17 protein-coding genes are annotated in these 20209 nt (G+C 57.7%); 9 read left to right on the forward strand and 8 right to left on the reverse strand.

Annotation, left to right across the window (positions count from 1 at the left end):
- Window positions 1–80 precede the first annotated feature (80 nt).
- From FKM97_RS17090 to mazG, 9 genes are all read left to right on the forward strand, one after another.
- Window positions 81–899 (forward strand): tetratricopeptide repeat protein, encoded by an 819-nt coding sequence (locus tag FKM97_RS17090; RefSeq protein WP_144293636.1) that lies wholly within the window; start codon window positions 81–83, stop codon window positions 897–899.
- A gap of 137 nt (window positions 900–1036) precedes the next feature.
- Window positions 1037–2113: a septal ring lytic transglycosylase RlpA family protein gene (locus FKM97_RS17095; protein ID WP_144293637.1), complete on the forward strand. Its 1077-nt coding sequence runs from the start codon at window positions 1037–1039 to the stop codon at window positions 2111–2113.
- 147 nt (window positions 2114–2260) lie between these two features.
- Entirely contained in the window at window positions 2261–3460 is a 1200-nt protein-coding gene (locus FKM97_RS17100) for a D-alanyl-D-alanine carboxypeptidase family protein (protein ID WP_144293638.1), read from the forward strand.
- 10 nt (window positions 3461–3470) lie between these two features.
- A complete protein-coding gene (tmk, locus tag FKM97_RS17105; protein WP_144293639.1) occupies window positions 3471–4103 on the forward strand; it encodes a dTMP kinase in 633 nt (210 codons plus the stop codon).
- A gap of 12 nt (window positions 4104–4115) precedes the next feature.
- Window positions 4116–5198: a DNA polymerase III subunit delta' gene (locus FKM97_RS17110; protein ID WP_144293640.1), complete on the forward strand. Its 1083-nt coding sequence runs from the start codon at window positions 4116–4118 to the stop codon at window positions 5196–5198.
- Between the two features lie 9 nt (window positions 5199–5207).
- The gene (gene metG / locus FKM97_RS17115) at window positions 5208–6761 is read left to right on the forward strand and encodes a methionine--tRNA ligase (RefSeq protein ID WP_144293641.1); all 1554 of its coding nucleotides are present in this window, start codon (window positions 5208–5210) and stop codon (window positions 6759–6761) included.
- Window positions 6758–7552, forward strand: a complete 795-nt coding sequence (locus tag FKM97_RS17120) for a TatD family hydrolase (protein WP_144293642.1) — start codon at window positions 6758–6760, stop codon at window positions 7550–7552. Before metG ends, FKM97_RS17120 begins: the two co-directional genes overlap by 4 nt.
- A complete protein-coding gene (locus tag FKM97_RS17125) occupies window positions 7549–8361 on the forward strand; it encodes an MBL fold metallo-hydrolase (RefSeq protein WP_144293643.1) in 813 nt (270 codons plus the stop codon). The genes FKM97_RS17120 and FKM97_RS17125 overlap by 4 nt, the downstream gene beginning before the upstream one ends.
- Window positions 8362–8405: 44 nt before the next feature.
- Window positions 8406–9215 carry a nucleoside triphosphate pyrophosphohydrolase gene (gene mazG, locus FKM97_RS17130; RefSeq protein WP_144293732.1) on the forward strand — a complete coding sequence of 270 codons (810 nt, stop codon included), beginning with the start codon at window positions 8406–8408 and terminating at the stop codon, window positions 9213–9215.
- On the opposite strand, the gene hflX is transcribed toward mazG, so the two are convergent.
- The 8 genes from hflX to dusB form a co-directional block, all read right to left on the reverse strand.
- Entirely contained in the window at window positions 9216–10604 is a 1389-nt protein-coding gene (hflX, locus tag FKM97_RS17135) for a GTPase HflX (protein ID WP_144293733.1), read from the reverse strand.
- Window positions 10605–10611: 7 nt separating this feature from the next.
- The gene (gene hfq, locus FKM97_RS17140) at window positions 10612–10860 is read right to left on the reverse strand and encodes an RNA chaperone Hfq (protein WP_144293644.1); all 249 of its coding nucleotides are present in this window, start codon (window positions 10858–10860) and stop codon (window positions 10612–10614) included.
- A 177-nt stretch (window positions 10861–11037) separates the two neighbouring features.
- Complete coding sequence (gene trkA, locus FKM97_RS17145; protein WP_144293645.1) at window positions 11038–12417, reverse strand: Trk system potassium transporter TrkA; 1380 nt, start codon at window positions 12415–12417, stop codon at window positions 11038–11040.
- A 68-nt stretch (window positions 12418–12485) separates the two neighbouring features.
- A complete protein-coding gene (ntrX, locus tag FKM97_RS17150; RefSeq protein ID WP_144293646.1) occupies window positions 12486–13874 on the reverse strand; it encodes a nitrogen assimilation response regulator NtrX in 1389 nt (462 codons plus the stop codon).
- Entirely contained in the window at window positions 13875–16172 is a 2298-nt protein-coding gene (locus tag FKM97_RS17155; RefSeq protein WP_170240967.1) for a sensor histidine kinase NtrY-like, read from the reverse strand.
- A 358-nt stretch (window positions 16173–16530) separates the two neighbouring features.
- Window positions 16531–17979 carry a nitrogen regulation protein NR(I) gene (ntrC, locus tag FKM97_RS17160; RefSeq protein WP_144293648.1) on the reverse strand — a complete coding sequence of 483 codons (1449 nt, stop codon included), beginning with the start codon at window positions 17977–17979 and terminating at the stop codon, window positions 16531–16533.
- Window positions 17980–17983: 4 nt separating this feature from the next.
- On the reverse strand, window positions 17984–19108 hold the full coding sequence (locus tag FKM97_RS17165) for a two-component system sensor histidine kinase NtrB (RefSeq protein WP_144293649.1): 1125 nt from the start codon (window positions 19106–19108) through the stop codon (window positions 17984–17986).
- Window positions 19108–20118, reverse strand: a complete 1011-nt coding sequence (dusB, locus tag FKM97_RS17170; RefSeq protein ID WP_144293650.1) for a tRNA dihydrouridine synthase DusB — start codon at window positions 20116–20118, stop codon at window positions 19108–19110. Before dusB ends, FKM97_RS17165 begins: the two co-directional genes overlap by 1 nt.
- Between the last annotated feature and the right edge of the window lie 91 nt (window positions 20119–20209).

The following is a 20209-nucleotide window of genomic DNA, read 5'->3' on the forward strand; positions in this document are numbered from 1 at the left end:
TAATAAACAATGCAGGGTCCGACACAGCATAATCCCGCGTGATAGACCAGTAGGGACCTAGGAAGCGGACGAGGCGACTTATGAGGTTGGCATATTTTCTGGGCGCGCTGATGCTCGTGAACCAGGTACTCCCTGTTGCGGCAGCAGACAAATGCGATACCGGTGAATCGCTGGGAGCCAACTCCGTTCTGGCGCAAAAAGGAAACGACGTCGCTCAGTGTGCCATGGGCCGTGCCTATGAGACGGGTGCAGGGGTCAAGCTCGACTTGCGCCGTGCAGCGGCGCTGTATCAGTCTTCTGCAAACAAGGGGAATGTAGAAGCCCAGTATCGACTGGGGCTGCTGCTGGAGAAGGGGGGGGACAAGCTGCCTGCGGATCCAGCCTTTGCAGTCAGCATGTATCAGACCGCCGCCCGCTACGGTCAAGCCGGTGCGCAGTACCGTCTTGGATTTGCGCTGCAATATGGAACCGGCATCGATAAGAATGCGGAACAAGCCGTCATCTGGTATCGGCGGGCGGCAGAGCAGGGCCTTGCAGAGGCACAGAACAGTCTCGGGCTGATGTATCTGTCCGGTACAGGCGTGAAGCGAAATTATAAGCAAGCGGCGAAGTATTTCAAACAGGCAGCGGACCAGGGCTACGGTTGGGCTCAAAATAATCTTGCCGGCCTGTATGAGCTGGGTTGGGGAACGAACACGGATCTTACCCTAGCCAAACGGTATTACAGCGCCGCAGCAAGCAAGGACAACCCGGCAGCGAAGCAGAACCTGGAACGGCTGGACCGCATCGCGGATGCCGGAACTCCTATGCCATCGGCGATGGGTGATCCAGCCGGACCGAAGAAGAATTCGCCCATTGCGGCGGATGAAGTGCCAATGGATTTCATCCCGCGGAATTGATCACCCCGGTTACATTCTTTCTTAACCATGTGGCTAAACGCACTCTTTACCCAAACTCGTGCAGATTGAACTCAAAGTGACTCTAACCGCTCCATGCGCGAGCCATTCGCTCGGATGGCAGACGGGAAATCCTGCAGATGATGAGTTTCGACCGACCCTCCAGCCCGCTAGATCGCAAACTCCGTAGGACCCGACTTCTGGCCCCTTTAGCGGCTCTGGCCATCATTTTCGCGGGTGCAGGGCTGAGCGGTTGCTCCAGCAGCAAGGTAGCCGGAAAGCGTGACCCTTTCGCGGGAAAGGGGAGTCCCGTCTATCCAGGCAATGGTCCATTGCCAAAGGGCGGAGGGCGATATCATGTCGGTAAACCATATGATATCGCCGGTGAAAAGTATTACCCTCGCGAGCAACCCAACTACGACGAGACCGGCACGGGATCTTGGTACGGGCCAAAGTTCAACCGCCGCATGACCTCCAATGGCGAATGGTTCGACATGGAGTATCTGAGCGCCGCCCATCCGACTTTGCCCCTGCCCAGCTACGCGAAAGTCACGAATGTGTCTACGGGCAAGTCGATCATCGTCCGGGTGAATGACCGCGGCCCGTTCGTCAATAATCGCGTCATCGATCTTTCCAAACGCAGTGCCGAGGTGCTCGAACTCAAGACGCGCGGAACGGGCCAGTTGCGCGTGCAGTATATTGGTCCCGCGCCCCTCAATGATAAGGGCGCGCATCTCATGGCAATGAACAACGAGCTCAAACGTGGGACGCCTCTGAAATACATGGTCGCTTCCGCCAACTCGCGCACCGGTGCGGCTGGCGGTTCGGCGCCAGTTCAGGTGGCGCAAGCCTTTCAAACGGATGCTCCGAGAATCGCGGCCGCTGCCCCCGAAAAACGGGAGCCATCCGCGCCACCGGCACCCTTTCAGATGGCCGCCGCCAGCCAGGCCGCGAGTTCAATCAAAGGCAGCGAGAGCGCTTCTGGCGGCTATTACGTCCAGGCCGCGGCACTCTCTAACCCGGACAATGCTTACCGGGTGAGAGCTCAGTTGTCCGGAATAGGACCAGTGGAAGTGGCACCGCTCGAAGCGGGCTCGCGCACACTGTTTCGCGTGAGGGTCGGGCCGCTCACCGATCATGGGACAGCCGATTCGGCGCTGCGTGGCGTCATAGCGGCGGGTTACCCCGACGCCAAGATCGTTCCCGCCGCATACTGATCGCGGCCGGACAGTCCTAGCCGGCTCGGCTGTCACTTTGTTGATTTCGGTAAAGCAAAGCTTTACCTTAAAGGCTGATTTCGGGAAAACCCAAAACCTGTGTGACGGCTCAATCCGAGCGTTTGATTACGAGGCGGCGTTTACGACATGGCGACGGCATCACATCGATGGATCCGACGCATTGCAATGGGCTTGGCAGCAATCGTGCTGTTGGCTGGGGCAGGGGCGCCTGCACCGGATTCCGCACCAACGACAACAGCTCCAGATTTTACCTCGCTCGCCCCGCATGCCATTCTCATCGATGCGGGTTCGGGGGAGGTCATTTACGAAAAAGATGCGGACGACCCGATGGCTCCCGCCAGTATGGCGAAGATCATGACCGCGATCGTTGCCTTCGATGCCCTGAAACGCGGCGAGGTGCGACTTGACGACGAGTTTACGGTCTCACCGAACGCTTGGCGAACAGGGGGGGCGCCATCGGGCACATCCACGATGTATGCCTCCGTGAACTCTCGGATCAAGATGCATGACCTGCTGATGGGGGCTCTGAGCGTCTCCGGCAATGACGCTTGCATCGTCATCGCGGAGGGACTTGCCGGATCTGAGGCTGCGTTTGCCGCACAAATGACGGAGAAAGCAAGACAACTGGGCCTCGATAAATCCGTCTTTACGAACGCGACGGGCTTGCCGGATCCCAATATGCATACGACTGTGCGAGAGCTGGCCGCCATGGCACGCCACATCGTCCGTGCCTATCCGGAACAGTACAAGACCTATTTTGGCAATCCAGAGTTCACTTGGAACAATATCAAGCAGCGAAACCGGAATCCGCTTTTGGGAGTCGTTCAGGGGGTGGACGGCATGAAGACCGGCTACACCAAGGAAGCCATGTATGGATTGGTGGCGTCCGCGGAACGTAATGGAAGGAGGCTGATTCTCGTAGTCTCAGGTCTTCCGTCTGCCCGCCAGCGCGAGGACGAGGCAGCAAAGCTGCTGTCCTGGGGCTTTCGACGCTATAAAACGATCACGCTGTTTGCCAAGGACCAGCAGGTCGGTAAGGCACGCGTCTGGGGCGGAGATCGCAGCTGGGTGGGTCTTGTCGCTCATGAGCCTGTCAAGCTCATGATCTCCGATGATGAGCGTCGACGCATGAGCGCCGAAATCGTCTATAAGGGCCCATTGTATGCCCCGGTCAGCGTCGGAGATGCGATCGGAACGCTGCGGTTCACCTTGGACGGCAAATCGGTGAGCCAAGTGCCGCTTTATGCCGGGAACGAGATCACGCCCGCCGATGGCATGCTGCGCAAAGCTGTAGATACGTTGAGCTTAATGATGTTCGGCAGCTGAATCGTCGGACGTGGCCAAGCGACATTTCATCAGTCTCGAAGGAGGCGAGGGGGCAGGCAAGTCAACCCAGGCTCGCCTGCTCGCAGCAAGACTCCGCACCACCACAGGCAAGGAGGTGGTGCTGACGAGGGAGCCTGGCGGGGCACCAGGGGCCGAGGCAATCCGCAGGCTGCTGGTCGAGGGCGCCGCCGATCGTTGGTCACCGCGGGCAGAAGCGCTGCTGAATTACGCTGCGCGCGACGAGCATCTGCGCCACACCATCCTGCCCGCTCTGGCGAGGGGCGCCTACGTCATCACCGATCGATTCGCCGACTCAACCCGAGCTTATCAGGGTATTGCAGGGGGCGTGGACGCTGATTTGATCAGTGCGCTTGAACAAGCGGTCATCGGCGAGACGTGGCCGGCGCTCACTTTGGTTCTTGATCTGGCACCGCAGGCGGGCCTCGATCGCGCTGCTGCACGCGGCGGTGGGGAAGGGCGGTTCGAAGCGAAGGGACTCGCTTATCATCAGCAGCTCCGGCAAGCCTTTCTTTCGCACGCTGCGGCTGATCCGCAGCGTTGCCTCGTCATCGACGCGCAAGAAGACCAAGACATCGTCGCGACGAAGATATGGGAGGCTGTTGCCTCTCGGCTGCTCGACTGATACGGCGAGTTTATGGGCCAAGACACCGAAGCGGACATTGTAGAACGGTTGCATCCGCGCGAGCGCCCCGATCTGATCGGCCACGAGCAGATCGAGCGGCAATTGCTCCAGGCGTACCGGTCTCGAAAACTGCACCACGCATGGATGCTGTCAGGGCCTCGCGGCATTGGCAAAGCAACCCTTGCTTATCGATTTGCCCGCTTCATCCTGCGACATCCAGATGTCACCGCCCTGGATCCTCAACTCCTCAGCATGAATGTTGCGGAGAGTGATCCAGTATTCCGCAGGATCGCTGCGCAGGGGCATTCCGATCTGCTGACGATCACGCGCGCCTATGATCCGCGCGCAAAACGTCTCAAGACGGAAATCGGAGTCGATGAGGCGCGGCATGCAAGCCAGTTTCTATCGCGGACAGCAGGCGAGGGTGGTTGGCGGATTGCGATCATCGATGCTGCAGATGAGATGAATGGCAACGCGGCAAATGCCATTCTCAAGAGCCTAGAGGAGCCCCCACCAAGAACTCTTTTCCTTCTGGTCACGCACATTGCGGGAAGAGTGTTGCCAACCATCCGTTCGCGTTGCGTCCGATTGGAATTAGGTCCGCTTCGGGAGCCGGAAGTGGAGCGCGTGCTCGGTGACGTCCTCCCCGACGCCAAAACCAACGCTGAGGCGAGAACATTGGCTATCAACCTTGCCGATGGCAGTCCCGGCCGCGCCATTCGATTGCTCGAAGGAGGGGGCCTGAAGCTCTTCAGGGAGTTTGTAGCAATCGTGGAAAAAGCGCCAAATCTTGAGTATGGACGGGCGTTCGAATTTGCGGAAAAACTGCGCGGCGCACAGATGCTCGACGACTACCGCCTGTTTACGGAAATCCTAGATCAATGGTTGTCACGGCAGATTCGTGCCGCAGGGAAGGGGGAGAGTGACTGGAATGGACGCATTCCTTTGGAGCGCGTCGGGGTATGGGCCGAAAAGCATGAGTCGATCATGCGTTCCATCCACACCGCAAATGCCCTAAACCTCGACCGCCGCGAAGTTGTCGTTCAGGCCCTGCGCCTAATCGAGGAGACAGCGCGCGGAACATCGCTCCAGTAGAGAACATCCATGGCTGAAAAGCGCTTCTACATTACCACTGCCATTTCCTATCCCAACGGAGCCCCGCATATAGGCCATGCCTATGAAGCCATGGTCACGGATGCGCTGGCACGGTTCAAACGTCTCGACGGTTATGAGGTATATTTCCTGACCGGCACGGATGAACATGGCATCAAAATGTTACAGACGGCCAACAAGGAGGGGATCAGCCCCCGTGCGTTGGCGGATCGCAACTCACCCTTGTTTGAGCACATGGTGAGAACGCTTGGCTGCTCGAATGATGATTTTATCCGGACGACGGAGCAGCGCCACTTCGAGTCGGTTCAGGAAATCTGGCGCCGCATGGATGCGAATGGTGATATCTATTTGTCAACATATTCGGGCTGGTACTCGGTACGGGACGAGGCGTATTACGATGCGAGCGAACTGAGCGAAGATGCTGATGGAACTCGGCTTTCCCCACAGGGAACGCCGGTTGAGTGGGTCGAGGAGGAGAGCTATTTCTTCCGCCTCTCAGCCTATCAGGAGAAGCTGCTCGCCCTGTATGAGGAACAGCCGAATTTCATTGGACCCGATACGCGCCGCAACGAGGTCGTGAGCTTCGTCAGGGGCGGGCTGCGCGACCTCTCCATTTCGAGGACCACCTTCGACTGGGGCATTCCCGTCCCTGGAGATCCGAAGCATGTCATGTATGTGTGGGTCGACGCATTGACCAATTACATCACCGGCGTCGGCTTTCCCCATGAAGGATCAGCCCAGTTTCAAGCGTTCTGGCCTGCGGATGTTCATGTCATCGGCAAGGATATCGTCCGATTCCATGCCGTCTATTGGCCTGCTTTTCTCATGTCGGCCGGCGTGCCTCTGCCGAAGCGAATTTTCGGCCATGGCTTCCTCTTCAACAAGGGTGAGAAGATGTCCAAGTCGGTCGGCAATGTTGTCGATCCACTGGCCATGATTGATCAGTATGGTCTTGATCCGGTTCGGTATTTCTATATGCGAGAGGTCCCCTTCGGGCAGGACGGTCATTACAGCCATGACGCGATCGTCAACCGCATCAATGCCGACCTCGCCAATGATCTGGGCAATCTCGCGCAACGGTCTCTTTCGATGATCGCGAAGAATTGCGGGGGCAGGGTGCCGACGCATGACATTTTTGCTGCGGATGACGAAGAGATTCTCCTCGCAAGTGCCGGTCTGATCAAAGAAATCCGACCCTTCATCGAAGAGCAGGCTGTCCACAAGGCCCTCGACGCGGTCTGGCGGGTGGTGGCGGACGCAAACCGATACTTCGCCAAGCAAGAGCCTTGGGCATTACGGAAGAGCGATCCCGAGCGTATGAACACTGTGCTCTATGTGACGGCAGAGGTATTGCGCAGGTTCGGCATCCTCATCCAACCCTTTATCCCGGGCTCGGGTGCAAAGCTGCTGGACCTCGTTGGTGTAGAAGAGGGACGGCGTCAGTTCGACGATCTTTCCAACTCACTAACGCCCGGTTCGGCTATGCCGGAGCCGCGAGCAATTTTCCCACGTTACGTCGATGAGGATGACAAGATCCTGCCATGACCTCACCCTTAAGCGGCGTTGTGGACAGCCACTGCCATCTGGATTTTGCTGATTTTGATGATCGGGATGCCGTTATTGAACGCGCGCGTGCTGCCGGCGTCAAGCTGATGGTGACAATCTCCACGCGCGTCCGACAGTTCGATAAAATACGAGCATTAATAGAGACTTATGAAGATGTGTTCGCCACAATTGGCACCCACCCTCATAATGCCGGCGAAGAGATGGACGTGACGGCAGCGGAACTGATCGAAATCGCAAGGGATCCAAAGGTTGTTGGGATCGGCGAGGCTGGTCTCGATTATCACTATGACTTGGCACCGCGAGAGGCCCAGATGGCAGGCTTTCGCACCCATATCGCGGCAGCGCGAGAGACCGGCTTGCCCCTCGTCATCCATAGCCGTGAGGCGGAAGACGATACGGCCGTCGTCTTAGAGGAGGAGATGGGGAAGGGGGCCTTTACGCCCCTCCTCCATTGCTTCAGCTCGGATATGCGACTTGCCCGTCGGGGCTTGAAGATCGGTGCCTATATCTCGTTTTCCGGCATCATGACCTTCAAGACGGCGCAAGCTTTACGGGACGTGGCTGCTGAAGTGCCGTTGGAGCGCCTCTTAGTCGAGACGGATGCGCCTTATCTCGCGCCCGTTCCTAAGCGAGGCAAACGCAACGAGCCAGCCTATGTGGTCCATACGCTCAAAGCGCTGGCTGAGGTAAAAGGACTGGATGCACAGGAGATGGCCAACATCACCACAGACAATTTCCATCGTCTGTTTACGAAGGTGCCGCGTTTATGAGCCTGCGCGTTACTATTCTCGGCTGCGGGTCCTCCGCCGGGGTGCCGCGCATCGGCAACCACTGGGGTGTTTGCGATCCTGAAAATCCCAAGAACCGCAGGCGGCGATGCTCGATTCTCATCGAGAAGACCGGAGACTCAGGAGTAACGCGGATCCTGGTCGACACAACGCCGGATGTCCGCGAACAGCTGCTAATGGCGGATGTCGGCATTCTCGATGGGGTGATCTTTACCCATGATCATGCCGATCATTGCCACGGCATCGACGAGTTGCGAGCCGTAGCGATCAATGGAAGGCGTCGTGTGCGGGTGTGGGCCGACGAGCGAACGATGGGTGAGCTGCACGCCCGCTTCGGCTATTGCTTCGAAACACCGCCAGGCTCGAGCTATCCGCCTATCCTGACAGCACATCCCATTGTGGCAGGTGAACCCGTAGAGATCGATGGGCCCGGAGGCACCATCCAGATTCTCCCGTTCGACCTGGAGCATGGCGATATCATGGCGCTGGGGCTAAGGATCGGAAATCTTGCTTACACGCCCGACGTCAATGGCATTCCGGATGCAGCCCTCGCAACGTTGGAGAATCTCGATATCTGGGTCATCGATGCCTTACGGCCGATGCCTCATCCCACCCATTTCGATCTTGAGACTGCCTTGCTCTGGATCGAGCGCATGCACCCCCGAAGAGCTGTGCTGACGAATATGCATATCGACCTGGACTATGCGCAGCTGAGAAGGTCGCTTCCAGCTCATATCGAGCCAGCCTTTGACGGGATGCAGCTCGACCTCACCTCTCCACAGCCAATTTAGTTTCCATAATATAGATTATGCGACACTCTGAGATGACAGACCCTTTGGGAGATCCCCGATCCATTGAGACCTTGCTGGCGGTGATGAATGCACTGCGTACGCCCGAGACCGGTTGTCCGTGGGACCTCGAACAAGATTTTTCGAGTATCGCTCCTTACACAATCGAAGAAGCCTATGAGGTGGCTGATGCGATCGAGCGGCTGAACATGGAGGATTTGTGCGACGAGCTCGGCGACCTCCAGCTGCAGGTCGTCTATCACGCCCGGTTGGCAGATGAAGCCGGCAGTTTCTCTTTCGGTGATGTGATCGAAGCGATCGTCACCAAGATGATCCGGCGGCACCCGCATGTTTTTGGCGATGCGGAAGGCGTCAAATCCGTAGCCGTGAAGGGAATGTGGGAAGGCATCAAGGCATCCGAACGGTCGGCAAGGACGGAAGGCGGCGGAGACACCTCTAGCAGCCTTTTGGCCGACATCCCTGTGGCCCTCCCCGGTTTGACACGCGCCGTGAAGCTGCAGTCGCGCGCGGCACGGGTCGGGTTCGATTGGCCCAATCTCGAGCCGGTGTTTGCGAAAGTCGAAGAAGAGATCGTGGAACTCAAGGACGCTGTAGCCGAGGGGACCGATAAAGCCCACATTGCCGAGGAGCTAGGTGATCTTTTGTTCGTGATCGCCAATATCGCTCGACACCTCGAGATCAATCCTGAGGGCGCTCTGCGGTCGGCAAACGCTAAGTTCATTAGGCGCTTCAATCACATAGAGCAGAGTGTGAAGGCCAGTGGACAAGAGCTCGAAACTGTGGGGCTCGATGGCCTGGATCGATTGTGGGACGAGGCAAAGAGCAAGGGTTTGTAGTCAGCTCATGGGCATTTCGACAGGCGCCGACAAAGCATCCGCGTAACGGCTGCGCAAAACCTCTGACTTTTCTGCGGGCACGCGCACGATCAAGGCAATGCTGCCATCCTCAGCTTCTCGGCGCTCCAGCACCTCTCCCGTCTCGTAAAGCCAGGACAACGCAGCACCATCCTCTCCCTTCAGTGACAAGGAATAGGTTTTGGCCGCTTCCGCCAGCCGGTGCTCCACAGCGGCAAGGAGACTGGGCACCCCCTCCCCGGTTACGGCAGAAACAAGAATGACATCGTCACGGCGCTCCGCCTGATTTTGCACGGCAGCCCGGTCTTCTGGGGTCAGCAGGTCGATCTTGTTCCAAATTTCAGTGATATGAGACCGGCGTTCTTCACCAAGCCCTAGGGTGGTCAGAACCTGCAGGACATCCGCCGCCTGCGCATCGCTTTCCGGATGGCTGATGTCACGGACGTGAAGGATGAATGTTGCTTCCAGGACTTCTTCAAGAGTCGCTCGAAATGCCGCTACCAGATCTGTCGGCAACTCAGAAATAAAACCAACCGTGTCAGACAGGATCACCATACGGCCATGCGGCAGCTTCAGCTGTCGCATCGTCGGATCCAACGTGGCGAAGAGCATATTTTCAGCCAGAACTCCAGCCTTGGTCAACTGATTGAACAGGGTGGATTTGCCCGCATTAGTATAGCCGACCAGGGCGACAATCGGATAAGGGACCCGGCGTCTGTTCTCACGATGCAACTCACGGCGACGCTTCACCTTTTCCAGTTCAACCTTAATCTTGACGATGCGGTCCTGGATCACCCGACGATCGGCTTCGATTTGAGTTTCACCCGGACCACCGAGAAAGCCGAAGCCACCACGTTGCCGTTCCAGATGGGTCCATGACCGGACTAGGCGGCTCTTTTGATAGGTGAGATGGGCAAGCTCCACCTGCATCCGCCCTTCCCGGGTCCTCGCCCGGCGGCCGAAAATCTCGAGGATAAGGCCTGTGCGATCGAGCACCTTGGCGTTCCAGGCGCGTTCGAGATTTCGTTGTTGCACAGGCGTGAGGGAGGCGTTCACCACAACCAGCTCGACTTCAAGCTCTTTCAGCTCAGCGGCGATCTCCTCGACTTTACCACCGCCAATCAAAGTGGCCGGCGTCGCCTTTGTCAGGATCACGGAGATCATGCCCTGGACTTCGAGGTCGATGGCCAGCGCCAACCCATGCGCTTCTTCCAGGCGCTCGTCCTCCTCCCGCAGAATCAGTGACTCGCTACCGAGGACGGCACCTGGACGGCGGCGAAATCCCACATGCACCAGATAGGCACGGGTCGCCGAACTTTCTTCGACCTGAAAGGAGATGGGCGCAATCCGCCTATCTCCAGTTTCTCGCATTTCGCCCTTAATCGTCACTACCGCCGTTTTCCTCGTAAAGTTTGATCGGAGCACTGGGCATGATGGTTGAAATTGCATGCTTGTAAACGAGCTGGGAAAGCCCGTCCCGCCGCAGCAAGACGCAGAAATTATCGAACCAAACGATCACCCCTTGAAGCTTCACCCCGTTGACCAGGAAAATGGTCAAAGGGACATGTTCTTTCCGAACTTTGTTCAGGAAGATATCTTGCAGGTTTTGCTGTTTTTCTGAGGCCATTGTCGTTCCCGCATAATGTTGAAGACGGATGCCGCACACACACACGCGGCTCGTCCTAGTCTCGAGCCTTAGGCCAAAAGCCTGTCGGCATTGGGGCAAAGCCCCATCAAGACGCTAACATACATAGGACGGGTCGACGACGAGCAACAGTGTCTGTGAAGCCACAGGAGTGCTGCATCAGAAATATTCGAGGCTCACGCGGAAAAGATGTTCAACGTCCCTCACCATGCCGGCCAGAGCGAATATAACAATGCGGTCGCGAGGCTTGATTTCGGTCGCGCCGTTTGGAATCGAAACCTTCCCGTTCCGCACGATTGCGCCGATCCGAACACCGTCGGGCAGATCCGCCTCGCGTAGGGGCTTGCCCACCACTGGAGAGGTCTCGAGGGCCTCCACCTCAAGCACCTCGCCCTCCCCGTTTTGGACCGGATGGACGCCACGGATGCGCCCCCTACGAACGTGGCGCAGTATGCTTGAGACGGTCACTGCCCGCGGACTGATATAGGCATCGATGCCGAATGTGTTGAGTACGGGATTGAAATCTGGGCTGGAGACCAGACAGAAGCTTTGCTGGGCGCCTTCATGCTTTGCCAATACCGCCGACAAGATATTGACCTTGTCGTCATTGGTGAGCGCGACAAAAGCGTCAGCCTCTTGGGCTCCAGCTTCACGCAGCAATTCCTGCTCCATAGAACTTCCATGCAGGACCAGTGTTCGCTGCAGGTCTTCTGCGATCAAGCTTGCTCGCTCTCTGTTGATCTCGATGATTTTCACATGAACGCCCCGCCCCTGGCGCTCTTCGAGCTTGGTCGCAACATAGAGGCCAATATTTCCTCCGCCGGCGATGACAACGCGGCGGGCTGGCTTTTCCTCATGCCCGAACAGGCCCAGAACACGTTCAGCTTGGCTGCGGTCGGCAATTACATAAATGTCATCTCCGATAAGCATCTGGTCGGTGCCGTGGGGAACAAAAAGCTTACCGTTCCGAACAATGCTGACCACTGTGGCTTGGAGGTCTGGAAAAAGCTCGGTTAGCTGACGCAAAGGTGTGTCAACCACGGGACAATTGTCACGCAGCCGGATCGCCATCGCGATGACCTGTTCTTCGACGAAGTGAACGGCTTCGAAGGCGCCTGGCAAGTTAAGCCGGCGTAGAACCATCTCGCCCACGGCTGTTTCCGGAGAGATGATCACGTCGATCGGAAGGTTCGAACGGGAGTAGAGCGTCCGCCATTTCGGATCAAGGTACGTTTGTGCTCTCACTCGAGCGATCTTGGTTGGAATATCAAACAGTGAATGCGCGATCTGGCACGCCATCATGTTGACTTCATCGACCATGGTCACGGCAATGATCATGTCCGCATCACGCGCTCCCGCCTGCTCAAGAATGTCAGGATGGGAGCCGTGGCCAACGAAGCCACGCACGTCTAGCGCGTCCGTTACCGCCTGGATCAGTTTAGGGGAGACATCGATAATGGTGACATCGTTGTCCTCCCGGGCCAGCCGCTCGGCGATGCCACGACCCACCTGCCCTGCCCCGCAGATAATGATCTTCATAGATTTCTGCTGGCCTTGTGCGATGACGCCCGGGCAACTGTCCCGTTCAAATTACATACGGTCCAAAGCTAATGGAGCTCCATCGCCTTTTCCCCTACCCCCAAAAGCTTGAGCTTCCGATGAAGAGCTGAGCGCTCCATTCCGACAAAGGCTGCCGTCTTTGAGATGTTGCCGCCAAAGCGAGCGATTTGCGCAGCTAGATACTCGCGTTCAAATATTTCGCGCGCTTCACGAAGCGGCAAGGACATCAGTTGTTCGGCACCATTGCCATTGGCCAACGGCGGCATGAACCCGCCAAGCTCGCTCGGCAGCATCGAGGCAGTGATCTCGGTTCCTGGCTCGCCGCCCGCCAATATCATGAGCCGTTCGACATTGTTCCTTAGCTGCCGGACGTTTCCCGGCCAGTCAAGCGTCTGCAAAATAGCCAGCGCGTCATCAGAAACATCGCGCATCGGTTGCCCTGATATCGATGAATACTGGCGAATGAAGTGTGAAATCAGAGCTGGAATATCATCGCGCCTTTCCCCGAGCGCAGGCAGGCGTATCGGCACCACATTTAGACGATGATAGAGATCCTCGCGGAGCAATCCCTGCTCAATCATGCGGGGCAGATCCCTGCAGGTGGAGGAAACGATACGGACATCGACTTTAACGCGGTTCGAGCCGCCGACGCGCAGAAACGTCTGGTCGACCAGAACCCGCAGTATCTTGCCCTGAGTCTCTATGGGCATATCGGCGACCTCGTCGATGAAGAGCGTGCCGCCATGAGCCTCTTCGAATGCCCCTATACGGGCGAGGGAGCCATCTGTGTTCTCCACCCCGAAAAGCTCTTCCTCCATTCGCTCCGGCGCCATTGTTGCTGCGGACAAGATGACAAAAGGCCCGTCTGTGCGGTGGGACCAAGTGTGCAGTACACGCGCCGTAAGTTCCTTGCCTGAGCCAAGGGGGCCCGCGATAAGGACTCTACTATTGGTCGGCGCCACTTTCTTCACCAACTGGCGCAACTGGCGCATCACAGCGGATTCGCCGATCAATTCCGCCAGGGCCCCTGCCCGCTCCTTCAGCTCCTCATTCTCGCGGCGCAAGCGCGAGGCCTCAAGCGCCCTTCCCACGACCAGAATCAGGCGGTCCGCCTTGAACGGCTTTTCGATGTATTCATAAGCACCGCGCTTAATGGCGGAAACGGCTGTCTCAATATTGCCGTGACCGGAAATGATGACAACGGGCACTTCTGGATGATTTTTCTTGATCACGATCAGAAGATCGAGACCGTCCAGCTTTGATCCTTGTAACCAGATATCCAGTACGATCAGAGACGGGCGACGGCTCTGAATGGCAGCCAGAGCGCTATCACTGTCATGCGCCAAACGCGCTTCATACCCTTCATCTTCAAGAATGCCGGCAATGAGATTGCGGATGTCGGCCTCGTCGTCGACGATGAGAATATCCGAAGCCATCTACGGTTCCCTCTTGTTTTCAATTTCATTGTTGACCACCCCTACGCCCTCTCTCCGCTCATGCGCCTCGACCTCCGAGGCTCGCAGATCTGCCGTCGGCGCTTGCGGCGCGACAGGCGTCTGCTCATATTTATTCGCTGCCGGTGGGCCATCACCGGTTTGTTCGCCTGCCTGAGCCGAGGGCGTTCCCAGGGCAGGCAGAATCAAACGCACCAAGGCGCCACCATCGAATTCTGCTGATGCGTCCGAAAGAGACACCTGTCCGGCATGCTCTTCCATAATGCGCTTAACAATGGCCAAGCCAAGGCCGGTGCCTTTTGCCCTGGTCGTCATATATGGCTCCAGAAGCCGCTGACGATTGTCCTTGGGCAATCCGATGCCATTGTCCGCCACGTTGATAATCACATTCTCGCCACAGCTCTCGACTGAGACTTCGATCCGGCCCTTGTGGCGAGGATCCTGCTGAATACGCGCCTCAACCGCTTCTCTGGCATTCTTCACCAGATTGGTCACAGCCTGCGTTATTAGCCGACGGTCGAAGGCCACCGGGATCGCCTGATTGGGTGTCTGCACATTAATATCAAGGTCGCCGCTGGACACTCTTTGCAGCACCATCGCCTCCTTGACGACGGTCACGAGGTCTCCCGTTTCCAGCTCTGCTTTCGGCATCCGAGCGAAGGAGGAGAACTCATCGATCATACGACCGATGTCGCCCACCTGTCGAATGATCGTCTCGGTGCACTGCTCAAAGACTTGCGGGTCGGTGCGGATTTCCTTGCTGTATTTGCGGCGCAGACGCTCAGCAGAGAGCTGGATCGGCGTCAGTGGATTCTTGATTTCGTGCGCGATTCTCCTGGCGATATCAGACCACGCAGTATTGCGCTGGGCGGAGACCAGTTCAGTGACGTCGTCGATCGTCACCACGTAGCCCTGCTCGTCCTCGCGCGCGCGTTCCGTCGTGATCCGGACGAAAAGATTCCGCTCCTCCCCATCGACACGCGTATTGATATGACCCTCGGCAGAACCGGAGCGCTTCTTGAGCGCCTTTTGGAAGAGGTCGTCGAGTTCGGGCATGAGATCCGTGATCATCGTGCCGCTTAAATCCGCATCCTGCTTGTGGAGAAGCGCCAGGGCTGAACTGTTAACAAGGGTCACCTTGCCGGTGCTGTCGAGACCAATCACCCCTGCACTGACACCAGCCAGAACCGCCTCGGTGAATCTCCGGCGGAGATCGACCTGAACATTTGCATTGATCAATTCGCTGCGCTGCGATTCAAGCTGCCGGGTCATCCGATTAAAGGTTCGACCCAAAGTCGCCAAGTCGCCTTCCGCTCGGCGAACTGGCACTTTTACGTTGAGATCGCCGAGGGAGACACGGCGGGCAGCGTCGACGAGACGGACGATGGGTTGCACCAAGCGGTCCGACAGCCACAGACCTGACCAAATCGCCGCGAGCAAGAAGATAAAGGACACGCCAATATACATGAGCGCGAACGTCACCTGAACGCCTGATCGCTGGCTCTGCATGGCCTCGTAGGCAATCACCCCTTCGCGCGTGCGCTGAAGATGCTCCATCACCTTCGGATTCACGAGACGCAACACGTAGAGGTAGGAATTCTCGAAGCCATCCAGCTTCAGGAGCGCCCGGATGACATTGCTGGTGCCAGGCCCGTCCACCACCAGATCACCTTTAGAGGCCGTCGCAAGTTCGGCATCAGAGGGGGGCTGAAACTGAATCTGATCATTGATCGTAACACTCGACTCAATGCGGCGCTTGCTGCTGTCGATGACGTAGGCCGCCGCGAGACCACGGATCGCCACGTGGGTTGCAAGTCGGCGTGTAAACTGCTGCCGATCGGTATCAAACTCTGACTTTCGGCGCCCCATGTCGGATGCAATTGCTGCAACGTCCCCGCGGATTACTTCGCCATGCTCAGCAATGTATGTCTCAGCGACGCTAACCGCAGTATCGACGATGCCTCGGGTCCGCTCGGAAAACCATGTGTCGAGGCCCCGGTTGAGGGTCACAGTCGCGAAAAGGGCGACGATGATCGCTGGCAAAGCGGCGATGATTGAGAACAGCGAAACGATTCGGATATGGAGGCTTGCACCCGCAATTCCCAATCGACGCGCTTGCCACAGCACATAGGCCTGCCATGCAATCATCGCCGCCATCGACAACACCAACACCAAGTTGATGGCGAGAAGGGAAATGATCAGCTCGCGAGTGGGCTCAAGAGGCGTCAGGCCGGTCAATACAGAATATGTCGCAAGCCCGGTGATGATCGACGTGACCACAAGGAAAACGCCGAGCAAAGTGGGGAGACGACGTTCCGAAGGGGGGCGATCAACCTTTACCCTACGGCGCGGCTCGCTTGCCGATGTGGGGAGTCTCGTTGAATCTAAACTAACGACCATGAACCTCGCTCAGATGCGAAGGCATCAATCAGCGCGCGACGAGCGCCGCTTAAAAGTCGGGGACTAATACGTCTCCCCCCGCGATATGCGAGGGGCCAAATCCCTACCGACTCTGCCTCTGTATGCCCGCACTCTTGAACCGGCCCCATCCCTATGACAAGGCTGATAATCCATTCTGTTGCGAAAATCCAACAGTATTGTGGCGAAATCAGCACATCACCGAATACGAAACAGATTTCTATCTGACCGAAGGGGCGCGAATGACCGTAATCCCATAATCCCTGATCTTCTTTCGCAGCGTGTTGCGATTTATGCCCAAAAGTTCGGCCGCTCGAATCTGGTTGCCGTTCGTTGCTGCCAGCGAGGCACTGATAAGGGGCGTCTCAACCTCTGCCAGAAAGCGATTGTATAGGCCCGGCGGAGGGAGCGCATTGCCGAAGCCCGCAAAATATCCCGACAAATGGTTCTCGACATATTCAGGCAGGCTCGCGGCATCGCGCATATGGGAGGCAGTTTGAGGCTCCGCGCCATCGAGCAGCTCCTGATTGACTATTCGTGCCGTGATCTCCTCATCGACATAGATCGCGGAAATGCGACGCATCAAATTCTCGAGTTCCCGGATATTCCCCGGCCAGCGATGGGCTTTCAGCCGTTCCACGGCCTCAGGCTCAATCTGCTTGGCCGGAAGTCCCTGCTGCTCGGCGGTCGTCAGGAAGTGTTGGACAAGATCCGGTATATCCTCAAGCCTCTCGCGCAGCGGCGGCAAGCGCACTGGCACGACGTTCAAGCGGAAATAGAGATCTTCCCGAAAGAGTCCCTGAGCGATCTGATTACGAAGGTCACGATGCGTGGCCGCGATGATTCGCACATTGACCTTGATCGCAGTCGTTCCGCCGACGGTGGTGAACTCGCCTTGTTGCAGGACACGGAGAAGCCGAGTCTGAGCTTCCATCGGCATGTCGCCGATCTCATCGAGAAATAATGTGCCGCCCTGCGCCTGCTCAAAGCGACCGGCATAGCGGGTCATCGCACCGGTGAACGCACCCTTTTCATGACCAAATAAATCACTCTCGATCAGCTCGCGGGGGATCGCGGCCATATTCACCGCGACGAAGGGACCCTTGCGCCGACGGCCGTAATCATGGAGCGCGCGCGCCACAAGCTCCTTGCCCGTACCTGATTCACCCATGATCATGACCGTAAGGTCCGTCTGGGTCAGTCGCGCGATGATCCGATAGATCTCCTGCATGGCTTGCGAGCGGCCTATGATCGGCAACTTTTCCGCCGCCGCACCAGGATCGATCATCACAGTCTTGCGCTTGGACTGGTCTAAGGCCCTCCCAACCACGCTCAAGAGCTCGTTGAGGTCAAATGGTTTAGGCAGGTACTCGTAGGCACCCCGCTCGGCGGCAGTGATGGCGGTCATGATGGTGTTCTTGGCGCTCATCATGACGACCGGCATTTCCGGTCGGAGCTTTTTGATCCGTGGCAGGAGGTCGAAGGCATTTCCGTCGGGAAGCATGACATCAGACACCACCATGTCGCCCTGCCCCTCGGCGACCCACCGCCAGAGGGTCGCCACGTTGCCCGTCGAGCGCACAATGTAGCCAGCACGTCCAAGAGCTTGGTTCAGCACTGTCCGGATTGCCGTGTCGTCGTCGGCAAGCAGCACGGTCTTGACGGCCATCCCCTCAAATCTCCTCAATGATCGGTTGGGCGTGCATCGGCATCAAGATGCGGAAGGTCGTGCGGCCCTCCTGGGAGTTGCATTCCACGATCCCGCCGTGATCACGAATGATCTTGGCCACCAAAGCGAGACCTAGGCCCTTGCCCGAAGGCTTGGTGGTGACGAAGGGGTCGAACAGATGCGGGATCAGCTCATCAGGAATGCCGGGGCCGGTGTCATGAACGCAATATTCGAGCGGCAGGGTGACCCGCTCGGTTGAACCGGGCATCTTGAGCCGCATGCCTGGACGGAACGCTGTCGACAGAATGATCTCGCCTCTGCCGCCGTCATCCTGGATCGCTTCGGCTGCGTTCTTGAGCAGGTTCACGAACACCTGAATCAGCTGGTCCCGATTGGCCATCACGGGAGGGAGCGAGGGGTCGTATTCCTCGCTGATCTTCACACCGCGGCCAAAGCCGCTCGCGGCAATCGCCTTCACATGATCCAGCACCGAGTGGATGTTCACCGGAGACAGATCGACGGGACGTTCATCCGAAAAAACCTCCATCTGGTCCACCAGGGTGCAGATCCGATCCGTTTCCTCACAGATGAGCCGGGTGAGCGCTCTATCCTCGCCGGACAAAGCAGGCTCCAGGAGCTGAGCTGCGCCGCGGATGCCCGACAAGGGGTTTTTAATCTCATGGGCAAGCATTGAGGCCATGCCTGTGACCGAACGCGCGGCGTTGCGATGGGTCAGCTGCCGGTCGATCTTGTGAGCCATGGAGCGCGGTTGCAGCACGATCAACACAGAAGGGGGATCTTCCGTCAGCATGGCTACTTGGAGGTCGACGACGCGCTCACCGCCAGTTCGGGGCGTGCCTACATCGACGGCATATTCATGGATCGTCGACCCCGTTTGCCTAACCTGATCTACCAACGAAAGCAGCGGACTGGCGAACGGGACGACTTCGCTCAATCTGAAGCGCTTCAACAGGGTGGCGCTGGTTTGAAAGAAGCCTTCGGCTGCAACATTGGCGAAGATGATGGTGCCCATATCGTCGATCGCCAGTAAAGGATCGGGAAGAGCGCTGACTAGTGCTTCGACATCAAACAGGTCGCGGGGGGCGCGAAATTTCGCTAGGCGGACCATTACGCAGCCATCTTTTCATTGATATTTGAATACAGAACACGAAGGTGATTGAGGACAGCAGATGCATCCTCCGACTGGCAAAGGATACGTCGCCAGGAGGCCGCTTGCTGGGACGATAATCGACCATCCTCGCGCAAGACATCCACCGTCCAGCCCAGATGCTTTCGCGCAGAGCGAAGACCAAGCCTGTCGCCATAATGATCAATCATCATGGCGTACTGCTCAGCTACCAGTTCGCCCTGCATGGCGATTGAAGGCAAAGCAATACCGCTTCCCGGATCAAGATCTTCCGCGAGCACTCCCGGGGCCCAGGGTCGGCCATAGGCACCGCGGCCGATCATGACCCCGTCGGCTCTTGATCTTTCCAGCATTTCGCGAACATCGCCAATGGTTCTCCCGTCACCATTGACGATCACGGGAATTGTAACTGCTGCCTTTACGGCCCTAACGGCAGCCCAGTCGGCTGAACCCTCGTAAAATTGACACCGCGTCCTACCGTGTACGACCAGTAGCGCTACACCTTCGGCCTCCGCGCGACGCGCTAGCTCGGGTGCATTTATGGAGGTTTCATCCCAGCCAAGTCGCATCTTCAAGGTGACCGGTACATCAACCGCCGCCACCGTGGCGCGGATCAAGGACGTTGCATGATCGAGATCTCGCATAAGCGCAGAACCGGACAAACCGTTCGTCACCTTGCGGGCCGGGCAGCCCATATTGATATCGATGATATCCGCGCCCAGGTCCCGCGCGATTCGGGCCCCCTCCCCCATCCATCGCGTTTCACGACCGGCGAGTTGCACCACCAGTGGTGAAATCATGCCTGACCCGGACGCGCGGCGGAGCGTTTCCGCATTACTGGTGGCCAAGGCCTCGGATGCGACCATCTCTGAAACGACCAAGCCAGCGCCGCAGCGTGCCGCTATGAAACGAAACGGCAGGTCGGTGACGCCAGACATCGGTGCCAGGAAGACGCGATTCTGCGACATCACCGGCCCAATTTTAATGCTCATAAATTGTGCATTCCAGATTGTCGATTAACTGTTGAGCAATTTGCCTTAGCGGTGCGCAAAGAGCAAGGGTCAGCCTTGCGGCGACGGCCCG

This window comes from Rhodoligotrophos appendicifer, assembly GCF_007474605.1.
In the GTDB taxonomy this organism is placed as follows: Bacteria; Pseudomonadota; Alphaproteobacteria; order Rhizobiales; family Im1; genus Rhodoligotrophos; species Rhodoligotrophos appendicifer.